The organism is Burkholderia sp. lig30 (genome assembly GCF_000687455.2).
Classification (GTDB): Bacteria; Pseudomonadota; Gammaproteobacteria; order Burkholderiales; family Burkholderiaceae; genus Burkholderia.
This window is the reverse complement of sequence record NZ_JGVW01000059.1, coordinates 15,119-41,720: the sequence shown is the minus strand read 5'-3', so window position 1 is coordinate 41,720 and position 26,602 is coordinate 15,119. Positions and strand designations below refer to the sequence as shown.

Annotated in this window: 21 protein-coding genes and 1 pseudogene; 11 read left to right on the top strand and 11 right to left on the bottom strand. The window is 68.7% G+C overall.

Features of this window, described 5'->3' with window-relative positions:
- Window positions 1–29 precede the first annotated feature (29 nt).
- Window positions 30–389 carry a c-type cytochrome gene (locus LIG30_RS07250; RefSeq protein WP_038710874.1) on the top strand — a complete coding sequence of 120 codons (360 nt, stop codon included), beginning with the start codon at window positions 30–32 and terminating at the stop codon, window positions 387–389.
- A gap of 100 nt (window positions 390–489) precedes the next feature.
- Here LIG30_RS07250 and LIG30_RS07245 read toward each other — a convergent pair whose 3' ends face one another.
- Window positions 490–924: a DUF1841 family protein gene (locus tag LIG30_RS07245; RefSeq protein ID WP_038710873.1), complete on the bottom strand. Its 435-nt coding sequence runs from the start codon at window positions 922–924 to the stop codon at window positions 490–492.
- Window positions 925–1,145: 221 nt separating this feature from the next.
- On the opposite strand from LIG30_RS07245, the gene LIG30_RS07240 reads away from it, so the two are divergent.
- Window positions 1,146–2,081 carry a DMT family transporter gene (locus LIG30_RS07240; RefSeq protein ID WP_038710871.1) on the top strand — a complete coding sequence of 312 codons (936 nt, stop codon included), beginning with the start codon at window positions 1,146–1,148 and terminating at the stop codon, window positions 2,079–2,081.
- 18 nt (window positions 2,082–2,099) lie between these two features.
- Here the strand turns inward: LIG30_RS07240 and nth are convergent, their stop codons facing one another.
- Both nth and rsxB read right to left on the bottom strand, forming a co-directional pair.
- A complete protein-coding gene (gene nth / locus LIG30_RS07235) occupies window positions 2,100–2,744 on the bottom strand; it encodes an endonuclease III (protein ID WP_038710869.1) in 645 nt (214 codons plus the stop codon).
- Window positions 2,741–3,727: an electron transport complex subunit RsxB gene (gene rsxB / locus LIG30_RS07230; protein ID WP_038710868.1), complete on the bottom strand. Its 987-nt coding sequence runs from the start codon at window positions 3,725–3,727 to the stop codon at window positions 2,741–2,743. Before rsxB ends, nth begins: the two co-directional genes overlap by 4 nt.
- Window positions 3,728–3,882: 155 nt before the next feature.
- On the opposite strand from rsxB, the gene LIG30_RS07225 reads away from it, so the two are divergent.
- Complete coding sequence (locus tag LIG30_RS07225; protein ID WP_038710867.1) at window positions 3,883–4,515, top strand: TetR/AcrR family transcriptional regulator; 633 nt, start codon at window positions 3,883–3,885, stop codon at window positions 4,513–4,515.
- A gap of 97 nt (window positions 4,516–4,612) precedes the next feature.
- On the opposite strand, the gene LIG30_RS07220 is transcribed toward LIG30_RS07225, so the two are convergent.
- From LIG30_RS07220 to LIG30_RS07205, 5 genes and pseudogenes are all read right to left on the bottom strand, one after another.
- A complete protein-coding gene (locus LIG30_RS07220) occupies window positions 4,613–6,169 on the bottom strand; it encodes a polyhydroxyalkanoate depolymerase (protein ID WP_038710866.1) in 1,557 nt (518 codons plus the stop codon).
- 222 nt (window positions 6,170–6,391) lie between these two features.
- The gene (locus tag LIG30_RS07215) at window positions 6,392–8,227 is read right to left on the bottom strand and encodes a glycoside hydrolase family 15 protein (protein WP_038710864.1); all 1,836 of its coding nucleotides are present in this window, start codon (window positions 8,225–8,227) and stop codon (window positions 6,392–6,394) included.
- Between the two features lie 366 nt (window positions 8,228–8,593).
- Window positions 8,594–8,818, bottom strand: a complete 225-nt coding sequence (locus LIG30_RS27620) for a DNA translocase FtsK (RefSeq protein WP_442856846.1) — start codon at window positions 8,816–8,818, stop codon at window positions 8,594–8,596.
- Window positions 8,819–8,853: 35 nt separating this feature from the next.
- Window positions 8,854–13,171, bottom strand: a pseudogene (locus LIG30_RS07210) (DNA translocase FtsK); the annotation flags it as partial.
- A 143-nt stretch (window positions 13,172–13,314) separates the two neighbouring features.
- Window positions 13,315–13,860, bottom strand: coding sequence for an META domain-containing protein (locus LIG30_RS07205; RefSeq protein ID WP_038710862.1), 546 nt, complete (start codon window positions 13,858–13,860; stop codon window positions 13,315–13,317).
- A gap of 212 nt (window positions 13,861–14,072) precedes the next feature.
- Between LIG30_RS07205 and purT the strand changes: the two genes are divergently transcribed.
- The 6 genes from purT to LIG30_RS07175 all read left to right on the top strand — a co-directional run bounded on the left by purT (window position 14,073) and on the right by LIG30_RS07175 (window position 19,192).
- Complete coding sequence (gene purT, locus LIG30_RS07200) at window positions 14,073–15,287, top strand: formate-dependent phosphoribosylglycinamide formyltransferase (RefSeq protein ID WP_038710861.1); 1,215 nt, start codon at window positions 14,073–14,075, stop codon at window positions 15,285–15,287.
- Between the two features lie 46 nt (window positions 15,288–15,333).
- Complete coding sequence (locus LIG30_RS07195) at window positions 15,334–15,714, top strand: MliC family protein (protein WP_038710858.1); 381 nt, start codon at window positions 15,334–15,336, stop codon at window positions 15,712–15,714.
- A gap of 252 nt (window positions 15,715–15,966) precedes the next feature.
- The gene (locus LIG30_RS07190; protein ID WP_038710857.1) at window positions 15,967–17,421 is read left to right on the top strand and encodes a DEAD/DEAH box helicase; all 1,455 of its coding nucleotides are present in this window, start codon (window positions 15,967–15,969) and stop codon (window positions 17,419–17,421) included.
- A 256-nt stretch (window positions 17,422–17,677) separates the two neighbouring features.
- Window positions 17,678–18,259, top strand: coding sequence for a PAAR domain-containing protein (locus tag LIG30_RS07185; RefSeq protein WP_038710856.1), 582 nt, complete (start codon window positions 17,678–17,680; stop codon window positions 18,257–18,259).
- Window positions 18,252–18,887, top strand: a complete 636-nt coding sequence (locus LIG30_RS07180) for a type VI secretion system amidase effector protein Tae4 (RefSeq protein ID WP_038710854.1) — start codon at window positions 18,252–18,254, stop codon at window positions 18,885–18,887. Before LIG30_RS07185 ends, LIG30_RS07180 begins: the two co-directional genes overlap by 8 nt.
- On the top strand, window positions 18,884–19,192 hold the full coding sequence (locus LIG30_RS07175; protein WP_038710852.1) for a hypothetical protein: 309 nt from the start codon (window positions 18,884–18,886) through the stop codon (window positions 19,190–19,192). The genes LIG30_RS07180 and LIG30_RS07175 overlap by 4 nt, the downstream gene beginning before the upstream one ends.
- A 369-nt stretch (window positions 19,193–19,561) precedes the next feature.
- On the opposite strand, the gene LIG30_RS25125 is transcribed toward LIG30_RS07175, so the two are convergent.
- From LIG30_RS25125 to LIG30_RS07160, 3 genes are read right to left on the bottom strand one after another with little or no spacing between them, the layout of a single operon-like run.
- Window positions 19,562–19,768, bottom strand: coding sequence for a type VI secretion system tube protein Hcp (locus tag LIG30_RS25125; RefSeq protein WP_083493940.1), 207 nt, complete (start codon window positions 19,766–19,768; stop codon window positions 19,562–19,564).
- A 12-nt stretch (window positions 19,769–19,780) separates the two neighbouring features.
- The gene (gene gluQRS / locus LIG30_RS07165; protein ID WP_038710850.1) at window positions 19,781–20,674 is read right to left on the bottom strand and encodes a tRNA glutamyl-Q(34) synthetase GluQRS; all 894 of its coding nucleotides are present in this window, start codon (window positions 20,672–20,674) and stop codon (window positions 19,781–19,783) included.
- Window positions 20,675–20,696: 22 nt separating this feature from the next.
- The gene (locus LIG30_RS07160; RefSeq protein ID WP_038710848.1) at window positions 20,697–21,548 is read right to left on the bottom strand and encodes a sulfurtransferase; all 852 of its coding nucleotides are present in this window, start codon (window positions 21,546–21,548) and stop codon (window positions 20,697–20,699) included.
- Window positions 21,549–21,782: 234 nt separating this feature from the next.
- On the opposite strand from LIG30_RS07160, the gene dnaE reads away from it, so the two are divergent.
- Both dnaE and LIG30_RS07150 read left to right on the top strand, forming a co-directional pair.
- A complete protein-coding gene (gene dnaE / locus LIG30_RS07155) occupies window positions 21,783–25,313 on the top strand; it encodes a DNA polymerase III subunit alpha (protein WP_038710847.1) in 3,531 nt (1,176 codons plus the stop codon).
- Between the two features lie 76 nt (window positions 25,314–25,389).
- Complete coding sequence (locus LIG30_RS07150) at window positions 25,390–26,565, top strand: glycosyltransferase family 9 protein (RefSeq protein WP_038710846.1); 1,176 nt, start codon at window positions 25,390–25,392, stop codon at window positions 26,563–26,565.
- The last annotated feature ends 37 nt before the right edge of the window (window positions 26,566–26,602 follow it).

The following is a 26,602-nucleotide window of genomic DNA, read 5'->3' as shown; positions in this document are numbered from 1 at the left end:
CTGATCTCACACGCGGGATAGGAGCATTCATGAACAAGGCATTCAAGACGGCAGCGGCGATGGTGCTCGCGGCCGGCTTCGCGATCGGCACCGCGCACGCGGCGGACCTCGCGAAAGGCAAGGATCTGGTCGAGTCGCACAACTGCGCGGCTTGCCACGGCGCGAAGTTGAACAAGCCGATCAACGCCGAGTATCCGCGCCTCGCCGGCCAGCACGCCGACTACCTGGTCTGGGCGATGCGCCAGTACCAGATGGGTCTCGGGAGCCCGCTGCTCGGCCGCAGCAACGCGATCATGCAGGCGCAGGTGCAGAACCTGTCTGTCGCCGACATGAAGGACATCGCGGCCTACATCGAGTCGCTGCAGGGCGACCTGGTGTTCAAGAAGTAAGCGCGCCGGCCCCGGACGGGCCGCCGGGTCGCGAGATGCCCCGCCTCGGCGGGGTATTTTTTTGTCCGTGCGCGGCGTGATGCGCGCACGGCGGCGCGCGTCAGCCGCGCGACGCGCGGCGCAGGATGCGCTGCAGGTACGCGTCGGAGTCGGGCGGCGTGCCGGTGCGCTGCGCTTCCCAGATCGTCTCGCCGAGGCATTCCATGATCGCGTGCTGCGCGTCGTGCGTGGAATCGAGCTTCGCGGCGAGCTTGTCGTGCGCGGCGCGAATCCCGGGCGGCTGGTCGATCGACAGCTGCTCGCTGATCGCGAGGTGCATCGACAGGTGCAGGAACGGGTTCGTGCGGCCTTCCTCGGGCGCGTAGTTCTGCGTCGCGGCGCCTTCGGTGTCTGCGAGGTCGGCGTGGTATTCGGGATGCTCGACGATCCAGTCGGCCGCCATCGCTTCCAGCGGGGTCAGGATGTCGCCGGCGCGCTGCTTGCGCCAGGTGTCGATGAAAAAGCGACGCACTTCGTCGCGGCTCGGATTGAACATGATGGGGGCGATCGGAATTCGCGCGGCGTCATGCCGCGTCGGCGCATTGTACGCCGGCTCGGCCGGCGCCGCTGGCGGCCCGCTGTCGGCAGGCACGGGCAGGCACGGACAAGCACGGACAAGCACGGGCAAGCACGGGCAAGCACGGGCTGGCTCGCGCGCCGAACCGCCGATACACTCGATTCCCTTCCGTCATCCGCCCGTTCGCCCACCGCGCCGCCATGGTTTCCTCCCTCCGACCCTCACCGTCATCCGCCGCCGTGCAAGGCGCGCTCTACGTCGCGCTGTCCGCCGCCGCGTTCGGCGCGATGGCGATTTTCGGCCGCTACGCGTATGCGGGCGGCGTCGACGTGCTGGGCCTGCTGATCGTGCGCTTCGCGATCGGCGGCGCGGTGCTCGCGGCGATCGCGCGGCACCGGCGCGTCGCGTGGCCGCGCGGCCGGGCGCTCGTGCCGCTCGCCGCGATGGGCGCGTTCGGCTACGTCGGCCAGTCGTTCTGCTACTTCAGCGCGCTGCAGCACGCGCAGGCGAGCCTCGTCGCGCTGCTGCTGTACCTGTATCCGGCGTTCGTCACGCTGCTCGCCGCATGGTGGCTCGGCGAACGGCTCACGCGCGTGAAGGGGATGGCGCTGGTGCTGTGCGTCGCCGGCTCCGCGCTGATGGTCGGCGGCGGGCATGGCGAGCCGCTCGGCATCGCGCTCGCGCTGGCGGCCGCGGTGATCTATTCGCTGTATATCGTCGCGGGCACGAAGGCGACGCGCGGCATCGACCCGCTCGCGACGACGGCGGTGATCTGCGTATCGGCCACCGCCATGCTGATCCTGCTCGCCGTCGTCCGCCGCGCCGCGCTCGGCGTCGCGCCGCACTGGCCGGTCACGGCAGGCGGCTGGGCCGCGATGCTGGCGATCGCACTGGTGTCGACGGTGGCCGCGATGCTCGCGTTCTTCGCCGGCCTCGAGCGGCTGGGTGCGGCGCGCACGTCGATGCTGTCGACGCTCGAGCCGGTCGTGACGGTCGCGCTCGCGGCGCTGCTGTTCGGCGAGGCGCTGTCGCCGATGCAGTGGATCGGCGGCATCGCGATCCTCGCGGCGGTGCTGTGGCTCGTGCGCGCAGGCGGCGCGGCCGACGACGCCGCGACCGCGACGTCCAACGCGTGACCGGCACGCGACGGCGGCTCACTCGACGGGCGCGGGCGTCTTCGGCCTGAATTCGCAGAGCGGCTCGATCGCGCAGTGCCAGCATTCCGGCCGGCGCGCCTTGCACACGTAGCGTCCGTGCAGGATCAGCCAGTGATGCGCGTCGTGGCGGAACTCCGGCGGCGTGAATTTCTCCAGCGCGGCTTCGACGGCCCGCACGTCCTTGCCCGGCGCGAGGCCGGTGCGGTTCGCGACACGGAAGATGTGCGTGTCGACCGCGATGGTGGGCTGGCCGAACGCGGTGTTGAGCACGACGTTCGCGGTCTTGCGGCCGACGCCGGGCAGGCTCTCCAGCGCCTCGCGATCCGCAGGCACTTCGCCGTCGTAGCGCTCCAGCAGGATCCGGCTGGCGGCGACCACGTTCTTCGCCTTGGTGCGAAAGAGGCCGATCGTCTTGATGTACTCGGTGACGCCTTCTTCGCCGAGCGCGACAATTTGCCGCGGGGTGTTCGCGACGGGGAACATCCTGCGCATCGCCTTGTTGACCGATACGTCGGTCGCCTGCGCGGACAGCATGACCGCGATCAGCAGCTCGAACGGCGTCGCGTATTCGAGTTCGGTCGTCGGATGCGGATTGAGGCTCTGCAGCGTTTCGTAGATCGCGCGTCGTTTGCTGGCGTTCATTGCGAGTGCGTGTCGGGCGGCGTGGACGGGCCGCTGTCGTTCGAGGGCTGGCCCTGATCCGCTTGCGGCGCCTGCCCGGCGAGCCGCTTGCGGCGCGCTTCGGCCGCATCGATCTGCGCCTGGACGGCGGCGCTCACGCTTTCGGTGTTCTTCGGCGCGTTGCCTTGCTCGGCGAGCTCTTCCTTCTTCTTGCGGGCACGCTCGAGCGCCGCGGCGATGATCGCACGCTTCTTCGCGTCGGCATCCGCCGCCGCGTCGGCGGTCGCCGTCGGTTGCGCGGCGGGCTGCGAAGCGGGTTGCGAGGCGAGTTGAGCGGCGAATTGAGCGGCGGGCTGCGCCGCGGCGCTGGCCGAGCGGCGCGCGGCTGCGCGCGCTTCGGCCGCCTCGCGCTCGCGGCGCTGGCGCGCGAGCCGGCGCTCGTGGCGCTCGCGCGCGTCGTCGGCCTGTTCCTGTGTCCATGCGTCCCAGCCGGTGCGCTCGCCGGTGACGGGCAGCATCGCGATGCAGTCGACCGGGCACGGCGGCACGCACAGATCGCAGCCGGTGCACAGCGACGCGATCACGGTATGCATCTGCTTCGGCGCGCCGGCGATCGCGTCGACCGGGCAGGCCTGCATGCACAGCGTGCAGCCGATACAGAGCTGCTCGTCGATGAAGGCGACGGGGCGGGGGCGCTCGACGCCGTGTTCCGGGCTGATCGGGATGACGGGCTTGCCGAGCAGGCGCGCGAGGCGCGCGACGCCTTCGGCGCCGCCGGGCGGGCACTGGTTGTAGTTCGCGTCGCCGGCGGCGATCGCTTCGGCATACGGACGGCAGCCCGTATACCCGCACTTCGTGCATTGCGTCTGGGGAAGCAGATCTTCGATGCGATCCGCGAGGGTCTTGGAATCGGTCACGGTGACAACAGGCGACGGCGCGCGGCCGCGCCGCGCGGCGTGGCCGGAATGGTTTGCCAAATCAGGATTATCGCCGATTTCCCGCATTGCGCTTGACGGTGCCTGTGCCATAATCGAAGCGCTTTTTTGCAGGGGCGCAGCAGCAGGTACGCCGTGCGCGGTGTGCCCGTTCCAGTGTCGCCGGTGCCGCGCGGCCGAGGCGATCGATCCGGATGACGCGGCTCACATAGCAAAACGCCACCATGAATCAGCCAAAAATCAAAAGAGACCCTGAAGGCACACGCCGCCGCATCCTGTTGGCCGCGGCCGAAGAATTCGCGAGTGGAGGCTTGTTCGGCGCACGCGTCGACCAGATTGCGCGCCGGGCGGAAACCAACGAGCGCATGCTCTATTACTACTTCGGCAGCAAGGAGCAACTGTTCACCGCGGTGCTCGAGCATGCATTTTCCGCGCTGACCGAGGCCGAGCGCGTGCTCGAGCTGGATGGCGTCGCGCCTGTCGAGGCGGTCACGCGCCTCGCGCATTTCGTCTGGGACTATTACCGCGACCATCCCGAGCTGCTGCGGCTCATCAACAACGAAAACCTGCACGAGGCCCGCTACCTGCACAAGTCCACGCGGATCCGCGAAATGATCTCGCCGATCGTCGCGATGCTCGGCAACGTGCTGGCGCGCGGACAGAAGGCCGGCCTGTTTCGCACCGACGTCGATCCGCTGCGCTTCTACGTGACCTTGTCCGGGCTCGGCTACTACATCGTGTCGAACCGGTTCACGCTCGCCGCGACGCTCGGCCGCGATTTCAGCGCGCCGGACGAGCGTGCCGAGATGGTCAAGATGAATACCGAGGTGCTGCTCGCGTACCTGCTGCGCCGCTGACCCGCACCAGCGGGCCGTGGGCCGGAGCGCGGAGCCGGAAAAGGAAACGCCGCCATGCGAAGTGCATGGCGGCGTTTGTGTTTGCGCAAGCGGCGCGTCAGGCGGCCTTGCGGGCGCGGGCGGGTTTCGCCGGGCGCGCGCCGCGCTTCGCCGCGGCCGTTTTCGACGGCGCGCCGGTGCCGGGCGCTTTCACCCGCATGCGCTTCGCCGCGGCGGCCTTTGCCTGTTCGGCCGTGGCGGATGCGGAGGATGACTCGACTGCCACGGGCGCAGCGGGTGCAATCGGCTCGACCGTTGCCGTCACGGCGGAGGCGGACGGCTCGACCGGCGCCGGCGCGACCGGTGCGGGCGGCACGGCTGCGAGCGGCGTCGCCGCGTCCGGATGGCTCTTCGTGGCGCCGTGCTTCGGCTCCGGCGCATGCTCGCGGATGAAGTCGCGCAGCTGCGGATAAATGATCGTGCGCCAGCGGCGGCCGGAGAAGATGCCGTAGTGGCCGCATTTCTCCGCGGTCAGGCTGCGGCGCTGGTCGTTCGGGATGCCGGTGCACAGCTCGTGCGCGACGTGGGTCTGGCCGCTGCCGGAAATGTCGTCGAGCTCGCCCTCGATCGTCATCAGCGCGGTGTGGCGGATGTCCTGCGGACGCACGCGCTCGCCGTCGATGTCCCACGTGCCTTCGGCGAGGCTGAAGTCCTGGAACACGATGCGGATCGTCTCCAGGTAATACTCGGCGGCCATGTCGAGGACCGCGTTGTATTCGTCGTAGAAGTTGCGGTGCGCTTCCGCATCGTCTTCGTCGCCGCGCAGCAGGCTTTGATAGAAGTCCCAGTGCGATTGCGCGTGGCGCTCCGGATTCATCGCGACGAAGCCCGTGTGCTGCAGGAAGCCGGGGTAGACCTGGCGGCCTTCGCCGGGGTAGTTCGCGGGCACCGTGTGGATCACGTTGTTCTCGAACCACGAGATCGAGTGCTGCGTCGCGAGCGAATTCACCGACGTCGGGCTGCGGCGCGCGTCGATCGGGCCGCCCATCATCGTCATCGTGAGCGGCGTGTCCTCGCCGCGGCTCGCCATCAGCGAAATCGCCGCGAGCACCGGCACCGTCGGCTGGCACACCGAGATCACGTGCAGATTGCGCGCGCCGATGTGGCGGATGAATTCCTGGATGTACGCGACGTAATCCTGCAGGTGGAACGGGCCGACTTCGACCGGCACCATGCGCGCGTCGATCCAGTCGGTGATGTAGACCTTGTGATCCTGCAGCAGCGTGCGCACGGTGTCGCGCAGCAGCGTCGAGTGATGCCCCGACAGCGGCGCGCAGACCAGCACGACCGGTTCGTCCTTCAGCTGGCCGACCGCGCCCGCGTCGTCGGCGTAGCGCTTGAAGCGCAGCAGCCGGCAGAACGGCTTCTCGAGGATCGTCTGCTCGACGATCGGGATGTTGTGTCCGTCCTTGACGATCTGGTGAATCGCGAATTCGGGCTTCTCGTAATCCTTGCCGAGCCGGAACATCAACTCGTAGGCCGCCGACATGCGCGTCGCGCCGGGGATCAGCGACAACGGACTGGATGGATTGGCGAAGGATTTGGAGGCGGCCTGGGCCCAGGCGGTGAGCGGGCTCAGCAATGCCCGCTGGAATTCGTGCAGTTGGTAAAGCATGCAGGCTCCCGAGGGGAGGACGGTGCGCGAGGGCGGCGCGTGGCGTCGCGGCGTGCCGTGTGGGTCAGCGACCGGCCGTGATGCGACGCAGCCGGTCAGTCGTCGTCGATCATATCGGACAACGATGCGTGGTGCAATGCAACAATTCCATGATTTTTCACGAAACTTTTACGATTTGACCATCCTTGAAGATACATCGTGGATGCGTCTTTGGGGGCCGGCTTATCGGCCGGCTGCCGCTTCGGCGGGCGTGGGCTGTCCGGCCGCCCGCGCCATCGCTTCCTCGTGGTGCATCAGGTTCATCGCGGTATGCACGAGCGCGACGTGCGAGAACGCCTGCGGGAAGTTGCCGACGAGCCGGCGCGCGGCCGGATCGTATTCCTCGGCGAGCAGGCCGAGATCGTTCGACAGCGACAGCAGCCGGTTGAACAGCCGGTGCGCCTCGTCGATGCGGCCGAGCAGCGCGTAGTTGTCGACGAGCCAGAAGCTGCACGCGAGGAACGTGCCTTCGCCGGGCGGCAGGCCGTCGTCGTACTGGGTCGTGCAGTAGCGCTGCACCAGGCCGTCGTGGAGCAGGCCGCGCTCGATCGCGGCGACGGTGCCGACGACGCGCGGATCGGTGGGCGGCAGAAAGCCGAGCAGCGGCAGCAGCAGCACGCTCGCGTCGAGTTCGTCGCTACCGTAGCTCTGCGTGAACGCCTGCAGGCGCGGGTTCCACGCGTTCGCGCAGACGTCCGCGTGGATCTGCTCGCGCAGCGCGCGCCAGCGCTCGAGCGCGCCGGGCAGGCGGAACATCTCCGCCGACTTGATCGCGCGGTCGAACGCGACCCACGCCATCACCTTCGAGAACGTGAAATGGCGGCGGCCGCCGCGCGTTTCCCAGATGCCCTCGTCGGGCTCCTGCCAGATCTTCTCCAGATGGTCGAGCAGCGTGCACTGCACCGACCAGACCGTGTCGTCGGCCTGCAGGCCGCCCACCCGGGCGAGGTGCAGCGCCGCCATCACTTCGCCGAACACGTCGAGCTGCAGCTGGTTGGCCGCGTTGTTGCCGATCCGCACCGGCCGCGCGCCCTGGTAGCCGGGCAGCCAGTCGAGCGTCATTTCGGGCAGGCGGCGTTCGCCGGCGATGCCGTACATGATCTGGATCTGCTCGGGCGAGCCGGCCATCACGCGGCCGAGCCACGCGCGCCACGCGCGCGCCTCGTCGTAATAGCCGCCGCGCATCAGCGCGAGCAGCGTGATCGTCGCGTCGCGCAGCCAGCAGTAGCGGTAGTCCCAGTTGCGGGTGCCGCCGAGCTGCTCCGGCAGCGACGTCGTCGGCGCGGCGACGATGCCGCCCGTCGGCTCGTACGCGAGCGCCTTCAGGGTGATCAGCGAGCGCCGCACGGCTGCCGCGTAGCGGCCTTTCACCTGGCAGCGCGCCGACCATTCGAGCCAGTGGTTCTCGGTGCGCGCGAGCATCGACAGCGGATCGCGCGCGGGCGGCGGCCGCAGGTGCGACGGTGTGTAGCCGAGCGTGAACGGCACGCGCTCGTCGGCGCTCACCGTGAATTCGGCGAGCGTGTGCAGGTTCTTGCCGGTCAGCGGCACGGGCGTGCGCAGTACGACGGTGTCCGGTCCCGCGATCGCCTTCATGCCGCCTTCCTCGCGGGCGAGCTGCGTCACCCACGGAATCGAGAAACCGTAGTCGAAGCGCAGCACCAGCTCCATGCGCATCTTCATCGTGCCGTGCCGGCCGACGACGATCCGCACGAGCTCCGACCAGCCGTCGCCGGGCGGCATGAAGTCGACCACCGTGACGGCGCCGTCGGCGCTCTCGTAATCGGTTTCGAGTATCAGCGTGTCGCCGCGATAGCGGCGTGCGGTGTGCGTGACGGCGGCGTCGGCCGCCGGCGCGATCAGCCAGCGGCCGTGCTCGGGCGTGCCGACGAGGGCCGCGAAGCAGGCGCCCGAATCGAAGCGGGGCCAGCACAGCCAGTCGACGGAGCCGTCGCGCGCGATCAGCGCGGCCGTATGGCCGTCGCCGACGAGGGCATAGTCTTCGATCAGGGCGGACATGATCGGCGATCCTTGGTTCGGGTTCATGATCCGGGCGGCGGCAGCCGGGCTTCATGCCCGCGCGCGGCGGCCCGCATGCCCGGCCGGACGGCGAAGCGCGCGCCCGGCCGGCGTTTCGTCACATCTCAACACTTGAGACGGCTCGATGCAAGGAGGTTTCGATGCCGAACCGTTTTCGCGCGCCGTCGGCTTCGTGTCGCCGGATGACGCTGCCGCAGCGCCGGACGGGGGGCGCCGCCGCCGGGCCGCACGTCGCCCCGGCGACACGAAGCCGCCAGCGCGGCGACTTCGGCGCGTCTCGCTTCGGCGCAGACGGGCGCCGCGTGAGCGGGTGGCGCCCCTCATCAGCAGTGCGGCCGCGCGGGCTCAGTCGGCGGCGGCCGGCACCAGCACCTCGCGGCTGCCGTTGATGCCCATCGGCGAGACGAGCCCGGCGGCTTCCATCTGCTCGACGAGGCGCGCCGCGCGGTTGTAGCCGATGCGCAACTGCCGCTGCACCGACGAGATCGACGCGCGCCGCGTGCGCACGACGAACGCGACCGCTTCGTCGTAGAGCGGATCAGCCTCGGCTTCCGGCGCGTCGCCGAACAGATCCTGCGATGCGCCCTCGGCGGCCGGGCCGTCGAGAATCCCTTCCTCGTACTGCGGCTCGCCGAACTGCTTCAGGTATTCGACGACCCGGTGCACTTCCTCGTCGGCGACGAACGCGCCGTGCACGCGCTGCGGATAGCCGGTGCCGGGCGGCAGGAACAGCATGTCGCCCATGCCGAGCAGCGATTCGGCGCCCATCTGGTCGAGAATCGTGCGCGAGTCGATCTTCGACGACACCTGGAACGCGACGCGCGTCGGGATGTTCGCCTTGATCAGCCCGGTGATCACGTCGACCGACGGACGCTGCGTCGCGAGGATCAGGTGGATGCCGGCCGCGCGCGCCTTCTGCGCGAGGCGGGCGATCAGTTCCTCGATCTTCTTGCCGGCCACCATCATCAGGTCGGCCAGCTCGTCGATCACGACGACGATGAGCGGCAGCGTCGACAGCGGCTCGGGATCGTCGGGCGTGAGCGAGAACGGGTTGCCGATCTTCTTTTCCTTCGCTTCGGCGTCGCGGATCTTCTGGTTGAAGCTCGCGAGGTTGCGCACGCCGACCGCCGACATCAGCCGGTAGCGCTTCTCCATTTCGCCGACGCACCAGTTGAGCGCGTTCGCCGCGAGCTTCATGTCGGTGACGACCGGCGCGAGCAGGTGCGGAATGCCCTCGTAGACCGACAGTTCGAGCATCTTCGGGTCGATCATGATGAGCCGTACCTCTTCGGGCGTCGCCTTGTACAGCAGCGACAGGATCATCGCGTTGATCGCGACCGACTTGCCCGAACCGGTGGTGCCGGCGACGAGCATGTGCGGCGCCTTCGCGAGGTCGGTGACGACCGGCCGGCCGGTGATGTCCTTGCCCATCGCGATCGTGAGCTGCGACGTCGAGTGCTGGTATTCGCGCGCGGCGAGGATTTCCGACAGGCGGATCATCTGGCGCTTCGCGTTCGGCAGCTCGAGGCCCATGCAGGTCTTGCCGGGAATCGTCTCGACGACGCGGATCGACGTGAGGCCGAGGCCGCGCGACAGGTCCTTCATCAGGCCGACGATCTGGCTGCCGCGCACGCCGAGCGCGGGCTCGATCTCGAAGCGCGTGATCACCGGGCCGGCGGACGCGCCGACGACCGTGACCGGCACCTTGAACTCCTGCAGACGCTGCTCGATGATCTGGCCGGTCTGGGCCAGGTGCTCGTCGCTGATCGTTTCCATGTCGCCGGATGCGGGCTCGAGCAGGTCGAGCGCGGGCAGCTCGACGAGGGACGCGGCGGGCGCGCGGAACTCGAAGGCGTTCGGGCGCGGCTGGCGCGCGGGCGGAGTGTCGGCGGCGGGGGCCGCGGCAGGGGCCGACGCGGCGGGTACGGCAGGTGCTGCAGGTGCGGCAGGTGCGGCAAACGCCACCGGCGCGAAGGGCGCGACCGGTGCGGGAACGGCGATCGGGGAAGTCGGGGCCAGCATGACGCCGGTTTCGGTCGCCGCAGCGAAGGCGTAAGCGTCCGCGGGCCGATCGGCGGCCGCATGCGTGGGAGCGGCGCCAGCCGATGGTGCGATCGACGTAAACGTGGCGAACGGTCGAGCCGGGGCAACGGCGGCCGGCGGCTGCGTCTCCACGTCGGACGATGCGGTTGTGTGGACGGCGTTCGACGGTGCCGGGACGGACGGCTCGGACGGAGATGCATTCCCTGTGGCGAACGTCTGCACGAAGGGCGGCACAAACGTCGAGGCGAATCCAGACACAGACGAGGGCGTTGTGCCCGGCGCGTAAGCGGGAACGATGGAACCCGGCAGCGTCAGGCCAGGAGCGGTGAATGTCGCGATGGCCACGGGCGTTGCCGACGAGGCTGCCAGTGCCCGATCGTCGGCCGATGCGCCGACGTGCGTCTCGGGCTCGGGGATGCGCGTTGCGTCGATCTGGCTGGTGGCCGGGATGGCCGTTGCGGACGGCAAGTCGGCGTCGCGCGGGGGCGTGGCGGTTGCCGCGGCCGACGTGGTCATGAGCATCGTGCTCGTCATCGCAGTCGGGACCGGCGTGATCTCGTTCGTGCCCGAGAACGGCGAAGCGGCTTCGCCGGCGTATGCCGATGCGGTGGTCACGGCCGGAGCCGGCGAAGTGGCGGCGTCACCGAACGTGGGTGCGGCGACGGTCGATGCGCCCGGCACCACATTGGGTGCTGGCGTGTCGGCGTTCGAGGCCGGAAGCGTTGAAGCCGCTTCCTCCGTGTACGCCGATGCGGCGGGCGTGGCCGGCACCAGTGAGGGCGCGGCGAATTCGCCGAAAGTCGGCACAGCGGCAGGCGACTCGCTCGGCAGCATATTGGGCGCTGGCGCGTCGGCGTTCGAAGCCGGAAGCGTTGAAGCCGCGTCATCCGTGTACGTCGATGCAGCGATTACGGCCAGAGCCTGCGAGGTTGCGGCGAATTCGCCGAGAGGCGGCACGGCGGCAGGCGGCTCGCTCGGCAGCACATTGGCCGCTGGCGTGTCGGCCGGCGCGGCCGACGGCGTCGGCGCCGTGAATGGCGACACGATTGCCGCCGGCGCGTGCGTGGCTGCGGCGATGCCGCCCCACGTCGAAGCGAGTGCGGTTGCCGAAGCCGTGTCCGAACGCGGGGCATCGATGTGCCCGGAGACCGGCGCGTGTCTGGCCGCGACCGTCTCTTCCCAAGGCGCGATGTCGCTTGCCGCATTCGCGGGAGCGGCGTCGAGCGGCGCGGTCAGCGCATCGACCGGAATGGATTGCGCGTCGAGCGTCACCGTGTCGGCGGTTTCGACATCGAGTCCGGTCCGGGCGACCTCCGACGCCGCCATGGCGTCGCTTGCCGCATCGGCGCCGGGCGCGACGTGCGGCGCGGGCTGCATGTCGCCCGGCATGCTGGACGTCATCACGTCGTCCGTCGCGACGTGCGGGCCGATCGCGTCGGTGCCCGGCGCGTTGACCGCGTGCGCGGCGGGCGATTCAGCGACGGCAGGCGCGATCGTGTCGACGGAGGCGGCGGCCGGCGCGGCATGCCCGTCGGCCGGCATGAGTTCGGCGGTCGCGCCGACGGGATGCGCGAAGTCGTCCGCGACGAAATCGAAGGCAAGCGGCGCGACCAGCGACGCGGACGGCTCGGCCGAAGCCGCGGCCATGCCGATCGCAGCGCCGGCAAGCGGTGCCGCGACGTGCGCCGCATCGACGTGCGGCGTGCCGTCGAGTGACGCCCACCGTGCGGTGCTCGCCTCGATCGAGCGCAGCGTTTCCTGCAGGCTCGGCGCCGGCGCGATGCGTTCCGCCGGTTTTTCGGTCCATGCATACAGCGGCGCGCGCGTCGGCGCGGCCGGGCGCCTGCGAGGCGGGACGGGCGGCGTCGCGGGCGTTTGCGTCGCGATGGCTTGCGGCGGCACCGCATGCGTCTGCGTCGGGGCAACCGGGCGCGGCATGGCGGCGGCGCGTGGCGCAACGGTCTGGCGGGGCGCCGTGACCGGGCGCGGCGGCGTGAACGGCTGCGGCCGCGTGCGGACCGGCTCACCGATTCCAGGCGCGGAAGTTTGCGCCGGTGCCGAAGCGGGGCGCGGCATCGAGGCTGAAGCAAACGCCGACGCCGACGCCGACGTGGATGTGGATGCGGATGCGGATGCGGATGCGGATGCCGCTGCAGCCTGCGCGGCAATCGCCGCCGCAGGGCGTGCGATGCTTGCCGCGCCTGCACCGACGCCAGCCGCCGCCGCCGGACGGGCGGCCGGCGCGGGTTTCTGCGCGGGTTTCAGCCAGCCGGCGGGCGCCACCGGCTCGGCGAGCGGCCGGGACGGCGTCTGGCCGCGCTGACGCTGGCGCGGTTGCGAATCGGGTTTCCAGAGCGTCGGCCGCGCGAAGCGGCCGTTCTGGCGCGGCGCCATCGAGTTGACGGTATGCGCGCTGGTCGGCTGGACGTCGCCGGCGCGGCGCACGCGGCGCTCGTCGTCGCGATGCAGCGCGCTGCGCGGCAGGTCGGCGATGCTGCGGGCGTCGTCGCCGTCGTCGTGCGACAGCTTGAGTCCGAACGACGTGTCGAGCCATTCGGCGACGTGCCGCCAGCCGATGCCGGTCAGCCACGGCAGGCCGACGAAGAACAGCACGGTCATCGCGATCGGGGTGCCGATCCGGCCGAGCACGCGTTCGAAGCCTGCCGACAGCGCGTGGCCGAGCAGGTTGGTGTCCGCGCCGGACAACACGCTCGTGAGCGTGCAGCTCGCGACGAACACGCAGGCGAAGCCGAGCCAGAGCCGGATCGGCCCGGAGCCGGCGGCATCGCCGCCGGGGAGCATCGCTTTCACGAGGCGCCAGATGAGAAGGAGGAACCAGGCAGAGGAGATGCCGAACCAGCCGAGAACAACCGTGTGCATGCTTGAAACAGGAAAAAGGCGGGGAGCGCAATGCGCGACCCGCCGAGTTTAACCGGCTGACGAAGATGCTTTCGAGTCGGGCGCGCACCGGACGATGGGCGCACGGGGCGCGGTCAGCCGTCCGCCCCCGCCCGCGAACGGGACTACTCGCCGCGGCGCGTGAAGGTCAGCGTCGCGCCGCCGTCGGTCACGATCAGCAGCTGCTGCGGCGCGCGCATCTGCACGCCGGCCTTCGCGACGTGCGCGAGCGCGTCGAGATAGGCGCTTTCGAGCTTGCCGCCGAGCGTCGCGACGCAGGCCATGCGGGTGCCGGCGAGCGGACCGAAGCTCAGCACGCCGTTCTTGATGTCGTAGGTGCCCATGTAGCGGTTGCAGCCGGAAAAACCGGACACGCGGCGCGAGCCGGACGCGGTGGACAGCATGAGCTTGATCGGTTCGCCGTTGTCGCCGTGCGGAATCGTGCGCGGCGTGCCGTCGGCGTTCTGCCAGCCGGTCAGCTCCCAGTTCGTGTCGTCGATCAGCTGGATCGTCGCGGGGTTGAACGGATCGGGGGCGGACGCGGACGCATCCGGATGGGTCGGCATGGCACAGGCGGAGAGAAGCGTGGCGAGCGTCAGCGCACCAAGCGGCGCGCGCAGCGGGCGAAGCAGGCGCGCGCGCGTGCGGGCGGCTGCGGTCGTGTGGGACATGAGCCTCGTTCCTCGTCGAGAACTGAACAAGGCGTAAGAGTAACGCACTCGTGTCGCGTCAGGGAGGCGACCATCGGCACGCCGATTCGTTCGCGGTGCGCCGCGCCGGCGCGGGCGTCGTTTCGACGCGCGGCGCGGGCCCGAACGGCCGCGGTGCGCGTGTTAACATCGCAGTCGTTTTCGCCATCCACCTAAATACAGCAGGGAATCACATGCAGATCGGTCAGCGGCTCGGAACGCCGCTTTCGCCTTCGGCCACGCGCGTCATGCTGCTCGGCGCGGGCGAACTGGGCAAGGAAGTCATCATCGCGCTGCAGCGCCTCGGTGTCGAAGTGATCGCGGTCGACCGCTATCCGAATGCACCGGGTCACCAGGTCGCGCATCGCGCGCACGTGATCGACATGACCGACGCCGCCGCGCTGCGCGCGCTCGTCGAGGCCGAGCGTCCGCACCTGATCGTGCCCGAGATCGAGGCGATCGCGACCGACGCGCTCGCGGCGATCGAAGCGGCCGGCATCGCGGAGGTGATCCCGACCGCGCGCGCGACGCAGCTCACGATGAACCGCGAAGGGATTCGCCGGCTCGCGGCCGAGGAACTCGGCCTGCCGACCTCGCCGTACGCATTCGCGCAGTCGTTCGACGAATTCAAGGCGGCCGTCGCGACGATCGGCATGCCGTGCGTCGTGAAGCCGGTGATGTCGTCGTCGGGCAAGGGGCAGTCGGTCGTGAAGGCCGAGTCCGACCTCGAACCGGCATGGCAGTACGCGATGGCGGGCGGGCGCGTGAATCACGGTCGCGTGATCGTCGAGGGCTTCATCCATTTCGAATACGAGATCACGCAGCTCACCGTGCGCGCGATCGATCCCGACAGCGGACAGGTTCGCACGTCGTTCTGCGAGCCGGTCGGCCACGTTCAGGTGGCGGGCGACTACGTCGAGTCGTGGCAGCCGCAGCCGATGAGCCCGGCGGCGCTCGCGCGCGCCCGCGAGATCGCGCACAAGGTCACCGAGGCGCTCGGCGGCCGCGGGCTGTTCGGCGTCGAGCTGTTCGTGCGCGGCGACGAGGTCTGGTTCTCCGAGGTCAGCCCGCGTCCGCACGACACCGGCCTCGTCACGCTCGCGTCGCAGCGTCAGTCGGAGTTCGAGCTGCATGCGCGCGCGATCCTCGGCCTGCCGGTCGACCCCACGCTCGGCTCGCCCGCGGCGTCGGCGGTGATCTACGGCGGGCTCGACGAGGCGGGCATCGCGTTCGAGGGCGTGCGCGACGCGCTCGCGGTACCGGGCGCGGACCTGCGCCTGTTCGGCAAGCCCGAGAGCTTTGCGAAGCGGCGCATGGGCGTCGCGCTCGCGACCGGCGCGAACGTCGACGAAGCCCGCGTGCGCGCCAAGCGCGCGGCAGCGGCGGTCAAGCCGGTTTCGGCCCGCTGACGACGGGCGGCGCGCCGTTCGTCCACGCCTGGTGAGGAGATTCCGCATGCATCGGTCGTCATTCGCCGCGCTCGCGTTCGCCGGGCTGGCCGCTTCCGCCGCGCACGCTGCGCCGCTGACAGTCGGAGAACTCGACGCCGGCACCCGCCGCACGATCGCCTACCAGTGCGAGAACGAGAAGCGGCCGGTGCGCGTGTCGTACTGGCTCGCCGCCGACGGCCAGAGCTTCGCGCTCGTGCCCGTGAACGGCGAGCGCTTCCTGTTCGTCGACACCGTGGCGGCGTCCGGCGTGCGCTATCAGGCCGGACGCTACATCTGGTGGACGAAGGGCAGGGAGGCGACGCTGCGTGACGAGATCGCCGACGAGAAGGCGCCGCCGCTGTTGTCCGGCTGCGTCGAGATCGCGGGCAAGAAGACGGCGGACTGAACGGCGGCCCGACCGGCGTGCGGCGCGCCGGCGGCGGCGCATGTCCGGGTTGTCACGGGTTCTCGGCCGTGCGGTGCTACAATATGGCCCTTTCCGCCGGCATTCGCGCCGGACGGAGCCCGCACGGCCCGAGCGCCGGGGCGGCGCGGCGCGCCGCGGCTCCGTCTTCATTCCGAAGTGTTATTGCGCAGCGGCCCGCCGGGCCGGTCTGACGCGAGATGTCCCGCCGCGCCTTTTGAGCGATACGCCACCATGTCCGATTCTGTTGCCACGCCAGTCGACGCAACCTTCGATCAATTCGGCCTTGCCGCCGACATCCTGAAAGCCATTACGGAGCAGGGCTATACGAAGCCGACGCCGATCCAGGCGACGGCGATTCCGGTCGTGCTCGCCGGCCGCGACGTCATGGGCGCCGCGCAAACGGGCACCGGCAAGACCGCGAGCTTCTCGCTGCCGATCCTCCAGCGCCTGTTGCCGCAAGCCAACACGAGCGCGTCGCCGGCGCGCCACCCGGTGCGCGCGCTGATCCTTACGCCGACCCGCGAGCTCGCCGACCAGGTCGCGGCCAACGTGCATTCATACGCGAAGCACACGCCGCTGCGCAGCGCGGTCGTGTTCGGCGGCGTCGACATGAATCCGCAGATGGCCCAGCTGCGACGCGGCGTCGAGATCCTGATCGCGACGCCGGGCCGCCTGCTCGACCACGTCCAGCAGAAGACGGCGAATCTCGGCCAGGTGCAGATGCTCGTGCTCGACGAAGCCGACCGGATGCTCGACATGGGCTTCCTGCCGGATCTGCAGCGGATCCTGAACCTGCTGCCGAAGGAGCGCCAGACGCTGCTGTTCTCCGCGACGTTCTCGCCGGAGATCAAGAAGCTCGCGTCGACCTACCTGCGCAATCCGCAGACGATCGAGGTCGCGCGCAGCAACTCGACGAACGCAAACGTCACGCAGATCGTCTACGACGTCGCCGAGGGCGACAAGCAGGCGGCCGTCGTGCAGCTGATGCGCGGCCGTTCGCTGAAGCAGGTGATCGTGTTCTGCAACAGCAAGATCGGCGCGAGCCGCCTCGCGCGCCAGCTCGAGCGCGACGGCGTGGTCGCGTCGGCGATTCACGGCGACAAGACGCAGATCGAGCGGATGCAGGCGCTTGACGCGTTCAAGCGCGGCGAGATCGAGGCGCTGGTCGCGACCGACGTGGCCGCGCGCGGGCTCGACATCGCCGAGCTGCCGGCGGTGATCAACTTCGACCTGCCGTTCAGCGCCGAGGACTACGTGCACCGGATCGGCCGTACCGGCCGCGCCGGGGCGACGGGCGACGCGCTGTCGCTGTGCAGCCCGAACGAGCGCAAGCAGCTTGCGGACATCGAGAAGCTGATCAAGCGGCCGCTCGAGATGCAGACGCTGGCGCTCGACAAGCCGTCGCGTCCGCGCCACGACGATCGCGGCGGCCGCCGCGAGCGCGACGAGCATCGCGGCGCATCGGGCAGCCGCCGGCCGGCCGCCGGGGGCGAGCGCGAGCGCGAACGCGGTCACCATCGCCGCCACGAGGCGCCGGTCGACGATTTTTTCCTGAAGCCGTACGAGGCGTCGGCGCCGTCGAAGCGGGCCGAGGAAGCGCAGCCCGTGCAGCCGGAGAAGAAGCCGAAGCGGCAGGTGGCCGCGCTGCTCGGCGGTTTCGGGATGCCGCGCAAGCCTTCCGCGTGAACGATTGACGGTTACGCGAGTAAGCGATGAAACGGGCGCATGCGATGAGCATGCGCCCGTTTTTTCTTGGCATGCGCGGCGCGATACAGACCACCGCGTACCGTGTTCATTTATGTTAGTTATTCTAAGCGATGCAGCGGTGTCCATCGAAAACAGGCGCTGGTAGGAAACTCGCCACTTCAAGCATCTCGAACAATATCAAGATAGATCCTCGCGCCGTACAGCTACGATGATGGCTCTCTGAGAGGGCCAAACGATGAATCGACGCATTGCAGTTGTTGGAGATAGTCTTTCAACCGGCGGGACAATTAACCCATACGGCGGGCCGCCCTTCCTGGTGCACGGGCATCAAGCAGCACTGATTGGCGGTAGCGCGTTCTGCACCGCATGCCAAAGCACCGGCATCATCGCAAAGGCCGGCGGGCCGTATCGGCTCAAATTTCAGGGGGAGGTCGCACTGGACCGCGATATCGTCCTGTGCGGTTGCTCGACGCCACCGAGCATCATTGCGTTACTAGCCGGTGAAGCATGGTGCGATGATGGGCTAAAGGGCCTCGGAGAAGTCGTTTCGACCCGCACGACAACGGGCGGCGTCGCGTCGGTCAAGAAAGGCGCGTTTGACGAGCAAGTCGCGACGAAGGTAAGCGGCGGCGCTGTCAACGAATCGGAGGGCTACCCCTATTACATCGAGACGGCGGACGGACGCGTACATTCCGGCGTGCTCGACGCGAGCGGCGAGCTACCGCGCGTCCATACGGGCGATGCGTCCGGAGACTACACCGTCTATTGGGGAGACGAAGCCATTGCGAAACAACACGGCGGGGTAAGCCATGCCTAATCCAGCCACGAAGGTTCGCACGACCGACGCACCAAAATCAAAGAAGCACGTGCAGCTTCAAGCGCTGTCCTTTCAGGAGCTTTGGAACGCGTACCCGAAGAAAGACCCCTACGACGACCCCACCGGCCAGTATGAGAACCAATGCGCCATTCGCATGAGCGTCACATTCCACAACGTCGGAAGCGACATGAAGTCGTTTTCTCAAAATGTGTTACAGCCGATGCCCGGCAAAAAAACGCTAGGCCGCCTGATTCTTGGCGGAAAAGCGACAGCGACGCGCGCTTACGAGCTGGCTGAATGGTTAAAGCTTCGCCCGTTCCTAGGGCTCGGCAAACCCGAAAACATCACCGGTCAGGATTGGCAAGACAAGATAAAAGGTCGAACCGGTGTCATCTACTTCTTCGGCTATTGGCGACAGGATGGCGACTCAGCCGACACACTGAGCGGCGGTCACATCGACCTGTGGAACAAAGATACGCTTACACCGTCCTTTGCATCGTTCTGGCGGTTTCGTCTTGGTAGGCGAACGATGCCGGACCCACGGTCTTGGCTTCTTCCCGGCAGGAACGAGAACTGGATATCAGACCTATCGGAATCCAAAGAAATTCTTTTCTGGGAAGTGAAATGAAGCGTATGGCTTTCGCTGTTCTAGGCTTCGTGTGGGGACTGCTAGTGACAGGGGCATCATTCTTTGTTTTCAACCGCATTGATTGGCCAAAACCATCATCCCCCGCAGTCGGTTGTGGGGAATCTTGCGCGTCGCACGCCGGTCTAGTCGTGACCATGCTATTTATTCTGCTATGGCCGTCAGTTGTCTTTGCCGCGCTCAATGCGATTGCCTATCGGCGTTGGTCGCTGCGTAAATGGCGCATCGCGTTCGCCGTTGTGACCTTGCTGGCAATCCTGTTTCATCTTGCCACCTATATGGTCTAACCGATTATCCTTCGCACCAAGTATTCTGGGAAGTGAAATGAAGCGTATAGCGCTCGTTATGCTGGGGTTCGTATGGGGATTGCTCGTCACATGGGCGACCGTCTACGTCCTCAATCGAATCCATTGGCCCGAGGTGAAATCGCATGCGACCAGTTGCAACGACATGGAACATTGCACATCGCATGCGAAGTTCCTGTGGGGCATGCTTGCGACGCTGCTATGGCCGGCTGTCGCGTTCGCTGCTTTGAACGCGACAGCGTTTAGTCGATGGTCGAGGCGTCGATGGGGCATCGCATTTTTCGCGTCGACGTTGTGCGCAGTCCTGTTCTATGGCGAGCCCTACGTCGCACCCTACCTAGGTCTTGCCAGCTAACCGCCACCCCCGCTTTCAGGAATTTTGCTGACGTCGAGGGGAATGCCGCCCGCCTTGCGCATAGTCCGCACGGCCTTGGGGATATGTCTGCGAGTCAGGCGATAGCGCATCAGATTGGGACTCGCGCGGTCGATTGAATGGACGAATTCGAGGTCATTGATCGTTGTTTTTTCTGCCCCGCCGCCATGACCGTCCGCGTCAATTGACGGCGAACCCTAGTCCGCCTGCGGGCCGAACCGCCTTGCCCACGCCGCCGTGGCGGCCGCGTAGAACGCGTCGAGCGGCATGTCCGGCGCTGCGCCGTCGAGCGCGAGGCCGAGGTGCGCGGCCGCGGCCCGCAGCGCGGGCAGCGGATCGCTGCACTCGAGCGCGGTCGCGCCGGTCTGCTTGCTGAGCTTTTCGCCGTGCGCGTCGACGACGACCGGCACGTGCAGATACGTCGGCGTCGGCACGCCGAGGCAGCGTTGCAGGTAGATCTGTCGCGCAGTGGAGTCGAGCAGGTCGGCGCCGCGCACGACATGCGTGATGCCCGCGTCGGCGTCGTCGACGACGACCGCGAGCTGGTACGCCCATTGCCCGTCCGCCCGCTTGAGGACGAAGTCGCCGACCTCGGTCGCGAGGTTCTGCGTCTGCGTCCTCTGCCAGCGGTCGTCGAACGTAACGATCGCGGCGTCGCCGTCCGGCACGCGCAGCCGCCACGCGCGCGCGGGCTTGCCGTGCAGGCCCGCGCGGCAGGTGCCGGGATAGGCGAGCGTCGTGTGGCGCTCATGCGCCGCGCGCAGCGAATCGGCGATTTCCTTGCGCGTGCAGCCGCACGGATAGACGAGCCCGGCCGCCTGCAGCCGCGCGAGCGCCGCCGCGTAGTGCGCGTCGCGCCGGCTCTGCCAGACGGGTGGCTCGTCCGGCGTCATGCCGAAATGCGCGAGCGTCGCGAGAATGTCCGCGTCCGCGCCCGGCACCGTGCGCGGGCCGTCGAGATCCTCGATGCGCACCAGCCACGCGCCGTGGTGCGCGCGCGCGTCGAGCCAGCTCGCGAGCGCGCCGACGAGCGAGCCGAAGTGCAGCGGGCCGGTCGGCGACGGCGCGAAACGGCCGCGATAACCGTTCATCGGACGGCGTGCCGGGCGGCGCTCAGGCCGCGTGCGCGGTGGCGCAGGCCGGGCACGACGTGCCCGGCACGTAGCTCGGCGATTGCTGCGCGTCCGGCGTGACGACCGCGCGGCACGCGAAGCAGGTGACGTTCTCGGTGGGCGCGAGCTGCGGGTTGAGCGCGGTGCGGTAGTCGAACACGAAGCAGTCGCCGTGATAGTGCGCGCCGCCGACTTCCTCGAAATACTTGAGGATGCCGCCTTCGAGCTGGTAGACGTGATCGATGCCGACCTCCTTCATGTGGATCGCGGCCTTCTCGCAGCGGATGCCGCCCGTGCAGAACGACACCACCGTCTTGCCTTCGAGATCCGCGCGGTTCGCCTCGATCACGCCGGGGAATTCGCTGAACTTGCTGATCCGGTAGTCGAGCGCGTCGTCGAACGTGCCGACGTCGACCTCGAACGCGTTGCGCGTGTCGAGCATCACGACCGGACGGCCTTCGTCGTCGTGGCCGCGGTCGAGCCACGCCTTCAGCGTGCGCGCGTCGACGGACGGCGCGCGGCCGAGTTCCGGCTTGATCGCGGGCTTCTTCATCGTGATGATTTCGCGCTTCAGGCGCACGAGCATGCGGCGGAACGGCTGCGAGTCGGACAGGCTCTCCTTGAACTGCACGCCCGCAAACTTGCCCTCGAACAGCGGATCGTGGCGGATGTAGTCGATGAACGCGTCCGTCGACTCGCGCGGGCCGGCGATGAACATGTTGATGCCTTCCGGCGCGAGCAGGATCGTGCCGCGCAGGCCGAGTTCGTTGCAGCGGGCGGTGACGAGCGGGCGCATGTGCTCGGTCGCGTCGAGCGATGCGAAGTGATAGGCGGAGAGATTGACGATACGCATGATGATCGGACGAGAAAGCGGCCGCGGCCGTGCAATGGGGCACGGGCGCACGCATAAAAAGGGTGCGACGCCGGGGCGGATGAATCGGAAACCGCCATTATCCCGCAAACGGAGCCCGGGCCGCCAATCTGCCGTACGGCCGGCGGCTCGGCGCGTGGCCGCGGGGATCGGCCGAACGGCCGGCGCCGGGATTTTTTGGGCAGCCTCCGCGACGGGACGGCTACAATAACGCCCATGTCAGATCCCCGCTTCGTCCATCTCCGCGTCCACTCCGAATTCTCGATTGCCGACGGCATCGTGCGCCTCGACGACATCGTCAAGGCGGCCGCCGCCGACGGTCAGGGCGCGCTCGCCCTGACCGATCTCGGCAACGCGTTCGGCCTCGTCCGTTTCTACAAGGAAGCCCGTGGCAAGGGCATCAAGCCGATCGCCGGGTGCGACGTCTGGATCGCCAATCCGGACGATCGGGACAAGCCGTCCCGGCTGCTGCTGCTCGTCAAGGACAAGCGCGGCTACCTGAACCTGTGCGAGCTGCTCACCAAGGCGTGGCTCACGAACCAGTACCGCGGCCGCGCCGAGATCGACGCGCAATGGCTCGAGACGGAGCTGGCGCAAGGCCTCCTCGCGCTGTCGGGCGCGCAGCACGGCGACATCGGCATGGCACTCGCCGCCGGCAACGAGGACGCGGCGCGCCGTCACGCGCAGCGCTGGGCGGCGTGCTTCCCCGGCGGCTTCTACATCGAGCTGCAGCGTTACGGCCAGCCGGGCGCCGAGGCGTACATCCAGCAGGCGGTGACGCTCGCCGCATCGCTGAAGCTGCCGGTCGTCGCGACCCATCCGCTGCAGTTCATGATCTCCGACGATTTCACCGCGCACGAGGCGCGCGTGTGCATCTCGGAAGGCGACATCCTCGCGAACCCGCGGCGCCAGAAGCGCTTCACGACCGATCAGTTCTTCTGCACGCAGGAGCGCATGGCCGCGCTGTTCGCCGACCTGCCGTCCGCGCTCGCGAACACCGTCGAGATCGCGAAGCGCTGCAACCTGACCCTCGAGCTGGGCAAGCCGAAGCTGCCGCTGTTCCCGACGCCTGACGGCATGTCGCTCGACGACTACCTGATCCAGCTGTCGAAGGAAGGGCTCGAAAAGCGCCTCGAACAGCTGTATCCGGACGCGGCGGAACGCGACGCGCAGCGCGAGACGTACTACAGGCGCCTCGACTTCGAATGCGGGACCATCACCAAGATGGGGTTCCCGGGCTACTTCCTGATCGTCGCGGACTTCATCAACTGGGCGAAGAACAACGGCGTGCCGGTCGGGCCGGGGCGGGGCTCGGGCGCGGGCTCGCTGGTCGCGTATGCGCTCGGCATCACCGATCTCGATCCGCTGCGCTACAACCTGCTGTTCGAGCGCTTCCTGAACCCGGAGCGGGTGTCGATGCCCGACTTCGACATCGACTTCTGCCAGGAAGGCCGCGACCGCGTGATCCAGTACGTGAAGGGCAAGTACGGCGCGGACGCGGTGTCGCAGATCGCGACGTTCGGCACGATGGCCGCGAAGGCGGCCGTGCGCGACATCGGCCGCGTGCTCGACCTCGGCTACATGTTCACCGACGGCATCGCGAAGCTGATCCCGTTCAAGCCGGGCAAGCACGTGACGATCGCCGACGCGATGAAGGAAGAGCCGCTGCTGCAGGAGCGCTACGACAACGAGGACGAAGTCCACCAGCTGCTCGACCTCGCGCAGCGCGTCGAAGGGCTGACGCGCAACGTCGGGATGCACGCGGGCGGCGTGCTGATCGCGCCCGGCAAGCTGACCGACTTCTGCCCGCTCTATACGCAGGGCGACGACAGCGGCGTCGTCAGCCAGTACGACAAGGACGACGTCGAAGCGGTCGGCCTCGTGAAGTTCGACTTTCTGGGTCTCACGACGCTGACGATCCTCGACTGGGCCGAGCGCTACATCCGCCGGCTCGATCCGGCGAAGGCCGACTGGTCGCTCGCGGAGGTGCCGCTCGACGATCCTGCGTCGTTCCAGATCCTCAAGAAGGCGAACACGGTCGCCGTGTTCCAGCTGGAAAGCCGCGGCATGCAGGGCATGCTGAAGGACGCGCAGCCGGACCGCTTCGAGGACATCATCGCGCTCGTGTCGCTGTACCGCCCGGGGCCGATGGACCTGATCCCGAGCTTCTGCGCGCGCAAGCACGGCCGCGAGAAGGTCGAGTATCCCGATCCGCGCGTCGAGCCCGTCCTGAAAGAGACCTACGGCATCATGGTCTATCAGGAGCAGGTGATGCAGATGGCGCAGATCATCGGCGGCTACTCGCTCGGCGGCGCGGACTTGCTGCGCCGCGCGATGGGCAAGAAAAAGGCCGAGGAGATGGCCGAGCACCGCGAGCTGTTCCGCGCGGGCGCGGCGAAGAACGGTCTCGCGTCGGAGAAGGCTGACGAGATCTTCGACCTGATGGAGAAGTTCGCGGGCTACGGCTTCAACAAGTCGCACGCGGCGGCCTACGCGCTGCTCGCGTACTACACCGCGTGGCTGAAGGCGCATCATCCCGCCGAATTCATGGCGGCCAACATGAGCCTCGCGATGGACGACACGGACAAGGTCAAGATCCTGTTCGAAGACTGTCTCGTCAACCAGATCGTGGTGCTGCCGCCCGACGTCAACCACTCGGCGTACCGCTTCGAGCCGGTCGCCGAGCCGGACGGCAAGCGCTCGCGCACGATCCGCTATGGCCTCGGCGCGGTGAAGGGCAGCGGCCAGAACGCGATCGAGGAGATCCTGCGCGCGCGCGAGGAAAAGCCGTTCACCGACCTGTTCGACTTCTGCGAGCGGATCGACCGCCGCGTCGTGAACCGCCGCACGATCGAGGCGCTGATCCGCGCCGGCGCGCTGGATTCGCTGCACGCGAACCGCGCGCAGCTGATCGCATCGGTGCCGCTCGCGATGGAGGCCGCCGAGCAGGCAGCCGCCAACGCGCTGCAGGCGGGCCTGTTCGACATCGGCGGCGAACCCGGCCATGTCCACGAGCTGGTCGACGAGCCGGCGTGGGACGACAAGCGCCGGCTGCAGGAAGAGAAGGGCGCGCTCGGCTTCTACCTGTCGGGCCACCTGTTCGACGCGTATCGCGACGAAGTGCGCCGCTTCGTGCGGCAGAAGGTCGGCGAGCTGAAGGAAGGCCGCGACAAGCTCGTGGCGGGCGTCATCGCGTCGCTGCGCACGCAGATGACCCAGCGCGGCAAGATGCTGATCGCGCTGCTCGACGACGGCTCGGGCCAGTGCGAGATCACGATCTTCAACGAGGTGTTCGAGGCGCACAAGGCGCTCTTCAAGGAAGACGAGCTGCTGATCGTGCAGGGGCAGGCGCGCAACGACGCGTTCACCGGCGGCATCCGCTTCACGGCCGAGACGGTGATGGATCTCGAGCGCGCCCGCAGCCGCTACGCGCAGTCGGTGCGGCTGACGATGAACGGCAACGCCGATGCCGCCGTGCTGCGGCGCGTGCTCGAGCCGCACGTCGCGAAGGACGAGCCGGCCGCGCCCGCCGTCGAGGCGCCCGCGCCGCGCGGCGGACGCGACGGCGGCCGCCGGTCGCCGCCGCCGCCCTTGCCGAACGGACTCGCAGTGCAGATCCATTACAGCAACGCGCGCGCGCAAGGCGAGATGCGTCTCGGCGACGCGTGGCGCGTGAAGCCGAGCGACACGCTGCTTACCGAGTTGCGCGCGGCGTTCAACGGCAGCACGGTCGAGATCGCGTATTGAACACCAGGCGCCTTCGGGCGCCGGAAACCCCCTGTACATGGCGAGCCCTGCTCGCCTGCTAGACGGATCGATTGCCGTGGCCCTGTTTTCTTCCGCCCGCCCGCCCAGAACCATCCTCGTCGCCGCGCCGCGCCGTATCGGCGACGTGCTGCTCACGACGCCGCTCGTGCGCTCGCTGAAGGCCCGCTGGCCGGACGCGCAGATCGACATGCTGGTGTTCCGCGGCACCGAAGGCGTGCTGGAGCACAACCCGGACGTGCGCCGCGTGATCGTCGTCGCGCAGCGCGCCGGGTTCCGCGAGCGGCTGCGCGACGCGATGTCGATGTGGCGCCGCTACGACCTCGCCTGCGCCGCGCTCAGTTCGGACCGGCCGCGCTTCTACAGCTGGTTCGCGGGCCGCAAGCGGGTCGGCCTGGTCGATCCCGAGCGCGTCACCTGGCTGACGCGGATGATGCTGCACGGCATCGCAATCAATCATCACCAGTCCGCGCATACGGTCGTCAGCACGCTCGCGCTCGCGCCGGTGATCGGCATCGAGCCGGTTTCCGAGGTGGTCGCGCCCGGCATCGGCGACGATCCCGCGCGGCGCGCGCGGTTCGACGCGTGGCTCGCCGAGTCGCCCGCGATTCGCGACGGCAAGCCGCTCGTCGTCCTGCATCCGTATCCGATGTTCACGTACAAGCAATGGCGGCGCGACGGCTGGGTCGAGATGATCGACTGGCTGCGCGGGCAGGGCTTCGCGGTCGCGCTGTCGGGCGGCCCCGCCGCCGGCGAGCGTGATTACGCGGCGCAGGTCGCGGCCGAGGCGGGCGGCGACGTGCTGAATCTCGTCGGCCGCCTGACGTTCGGCGAGAGCGCCGAACTGGTGCGGCGCGCGCGTCTGTTCATCGGGCCCGATACCGGCGCGACGCACGTCGCCGCGGCGACCGGCACCGACACCATCGCGCTGTTCGGGCCGTCCGATCCGGTGCGTTGGGGGCCGTGGCCGCAGCATTGGCCGGCGACCGAAAATCCGTGGCCGCTGCGCGGCTCCGGCCGGCACGGGAACGTCTATCTGCTGCAGGGAGAGGGCGATTGCGTGCCGTGCCGGCACGAGGGATGCGAGCGTCAGGTCGAGAGCCGCAGCGACTGCCTCGTCAATCTGGGCACGGAGCGCGTGAAGGCCGCGGCGGCCGAGATGCTCGGGCTGGCCGCGCCCGGCGCGGCGGCTGTCGTCGATACGTCGCAATTGCGGCGCGCCGGGTCGAACTGAGCCGCGCCCGGCGAGCGCCTGTTCGCGGCGAAGCGCG

What these genes read in the sequence shown, in the direction of transcription:
- LIG30_RS07250 (WP_038710874.1), top strand. Translation starts at nt 30, where the DNA reads ATGAACAAGGCATTCAAGACGGCAGCGGCGATGGTGCTCGCGGCCGGC.
- LIG30_RS07245 (WP_038710873.1), bottom strand. Translation starts at nt 924, where the DNA reads ATGTTCAATCCGAGCCGCGACGAAGTGCGTCGCTTTTTCATCGACACC.
- LIG30_RS07240 (WP_038710871.1), top strand. Translation starts at nt 1,146, where the DNA reads ATGGTTTCCTCCCTCCGACCCTCACCGTCATCCGCCGCCGTGCAAGGC.
- nth (WP_038710869.1), bottom strand. Translation starts at nt 2,744, where the DNA reads ATGAACGCCAGCAAACGACGCGCGATCTACGAAACGCTGCAGAGCCTC.
- rsxB (WP_038710868.1), bottom strand. Translation starts at nt 3,727, where the DNA reads ATGCGGGAAATCGGCGATAATCCTGATTTGGCAAACCATTCCGGCCAC.
- LIG30_RS07225 (WP_038710867.1), top strand. Translation starts at nt 3,883, where the DNA reads ATGAATCAGCCAAAAATCAAAAGAGACCCTGAAGGCACACGCCGCCGC.
- LIG30_RS07220 (WP_038710866.1), bottom strand. Translation starts at nt 6,169, where the DNA reads ATGCTTTACCAACTGCACGAATTCCAGCGGGCATTGCTGAGCCCGCTC.
- LIG30_RS07215 (WP_038710864.1), bottom strand. Translation starts at nt 8,227, where the DNA reads ATGTCCGCCCTGATCGAAGACTATGCCCTCGTCGGCGACGGCCATACG.
- LIG30_RS07205 (WP_038710862.1), bottom strand. Translation starts at nt 13,860, where the DNA reads ATGTCCCACACGACCGCAGCCGCCCGCACGCGCGCGCGCCTGCTTCGC.
- purT (WP_038710861.1), top strand. Translation starts at nt 14,073, where the DNA reads ATGCAGATCGGTCAGCGGCTCGGAACGCCGCTTTCGCCTTCGGCCACG.
- LIG30_RS07195 (WP_038710858.1), top strand. Translation starts at nt 15,334, where the DNA reads ATGCATCGGTCGTCATTCGCCGCGCTCGCGTTCGCCGGGCTGGCCGCT.
- LIG30_RS07190 (WP_038710857.1), top strand. Translation starts at nt 15,967, where the DNA reads ATGTCCGATTCTGTTGCCACGCCAGTCGACGCAACCTTCGATCAATTC.
- LIG30_RS07185 (WP_038710856.1), top strand. Translation starts at nt 17,678, where the DNA reads ATGAATCGACGCATTGCAGTTGTTGGAGATAGTCTTTCAACCGGCGGG.
- LIG30_RS07180 (WP_038710854.1), top strand. Translation starts at nt 18,252, where the DNA reads ATGCCTAATCCAGCCACGAAGGTTCGCACGACCGACGCACCAAAATCA.
- LIG30_RS07175 (WP_038710852.1), top strand. Translation starts at nt 18,884, where the DNA reads ATGAAGCGTATGGCTTTCGCTGTTCTAGGCTTCGTGTGGGGACTGCTA.
- gluQRS (WP_038710850.1), bottom strand. Translation starts at nt 20,674, where the DNA reads ATGAACGGTTATCGCGGCCGTTTCGCGCCGTCGCCGACCGGCCCGCTG.
- LIG30_RS07160 (WP_038710848.1), bottom strand. Translation starts at nt 21,548, where the DNA reads ATGCGTATCGTCAATCTCTCCGCCTATCACTTCGCATCGCTCGACGCG.
- dnaE (WP_038710847.1), top strand. Translation starts at nt 21,783, where the DNA reads ATGTCAGATCCCCGCTTCGTCCATCTCCGCGTCCACTCCGAATTCTCG.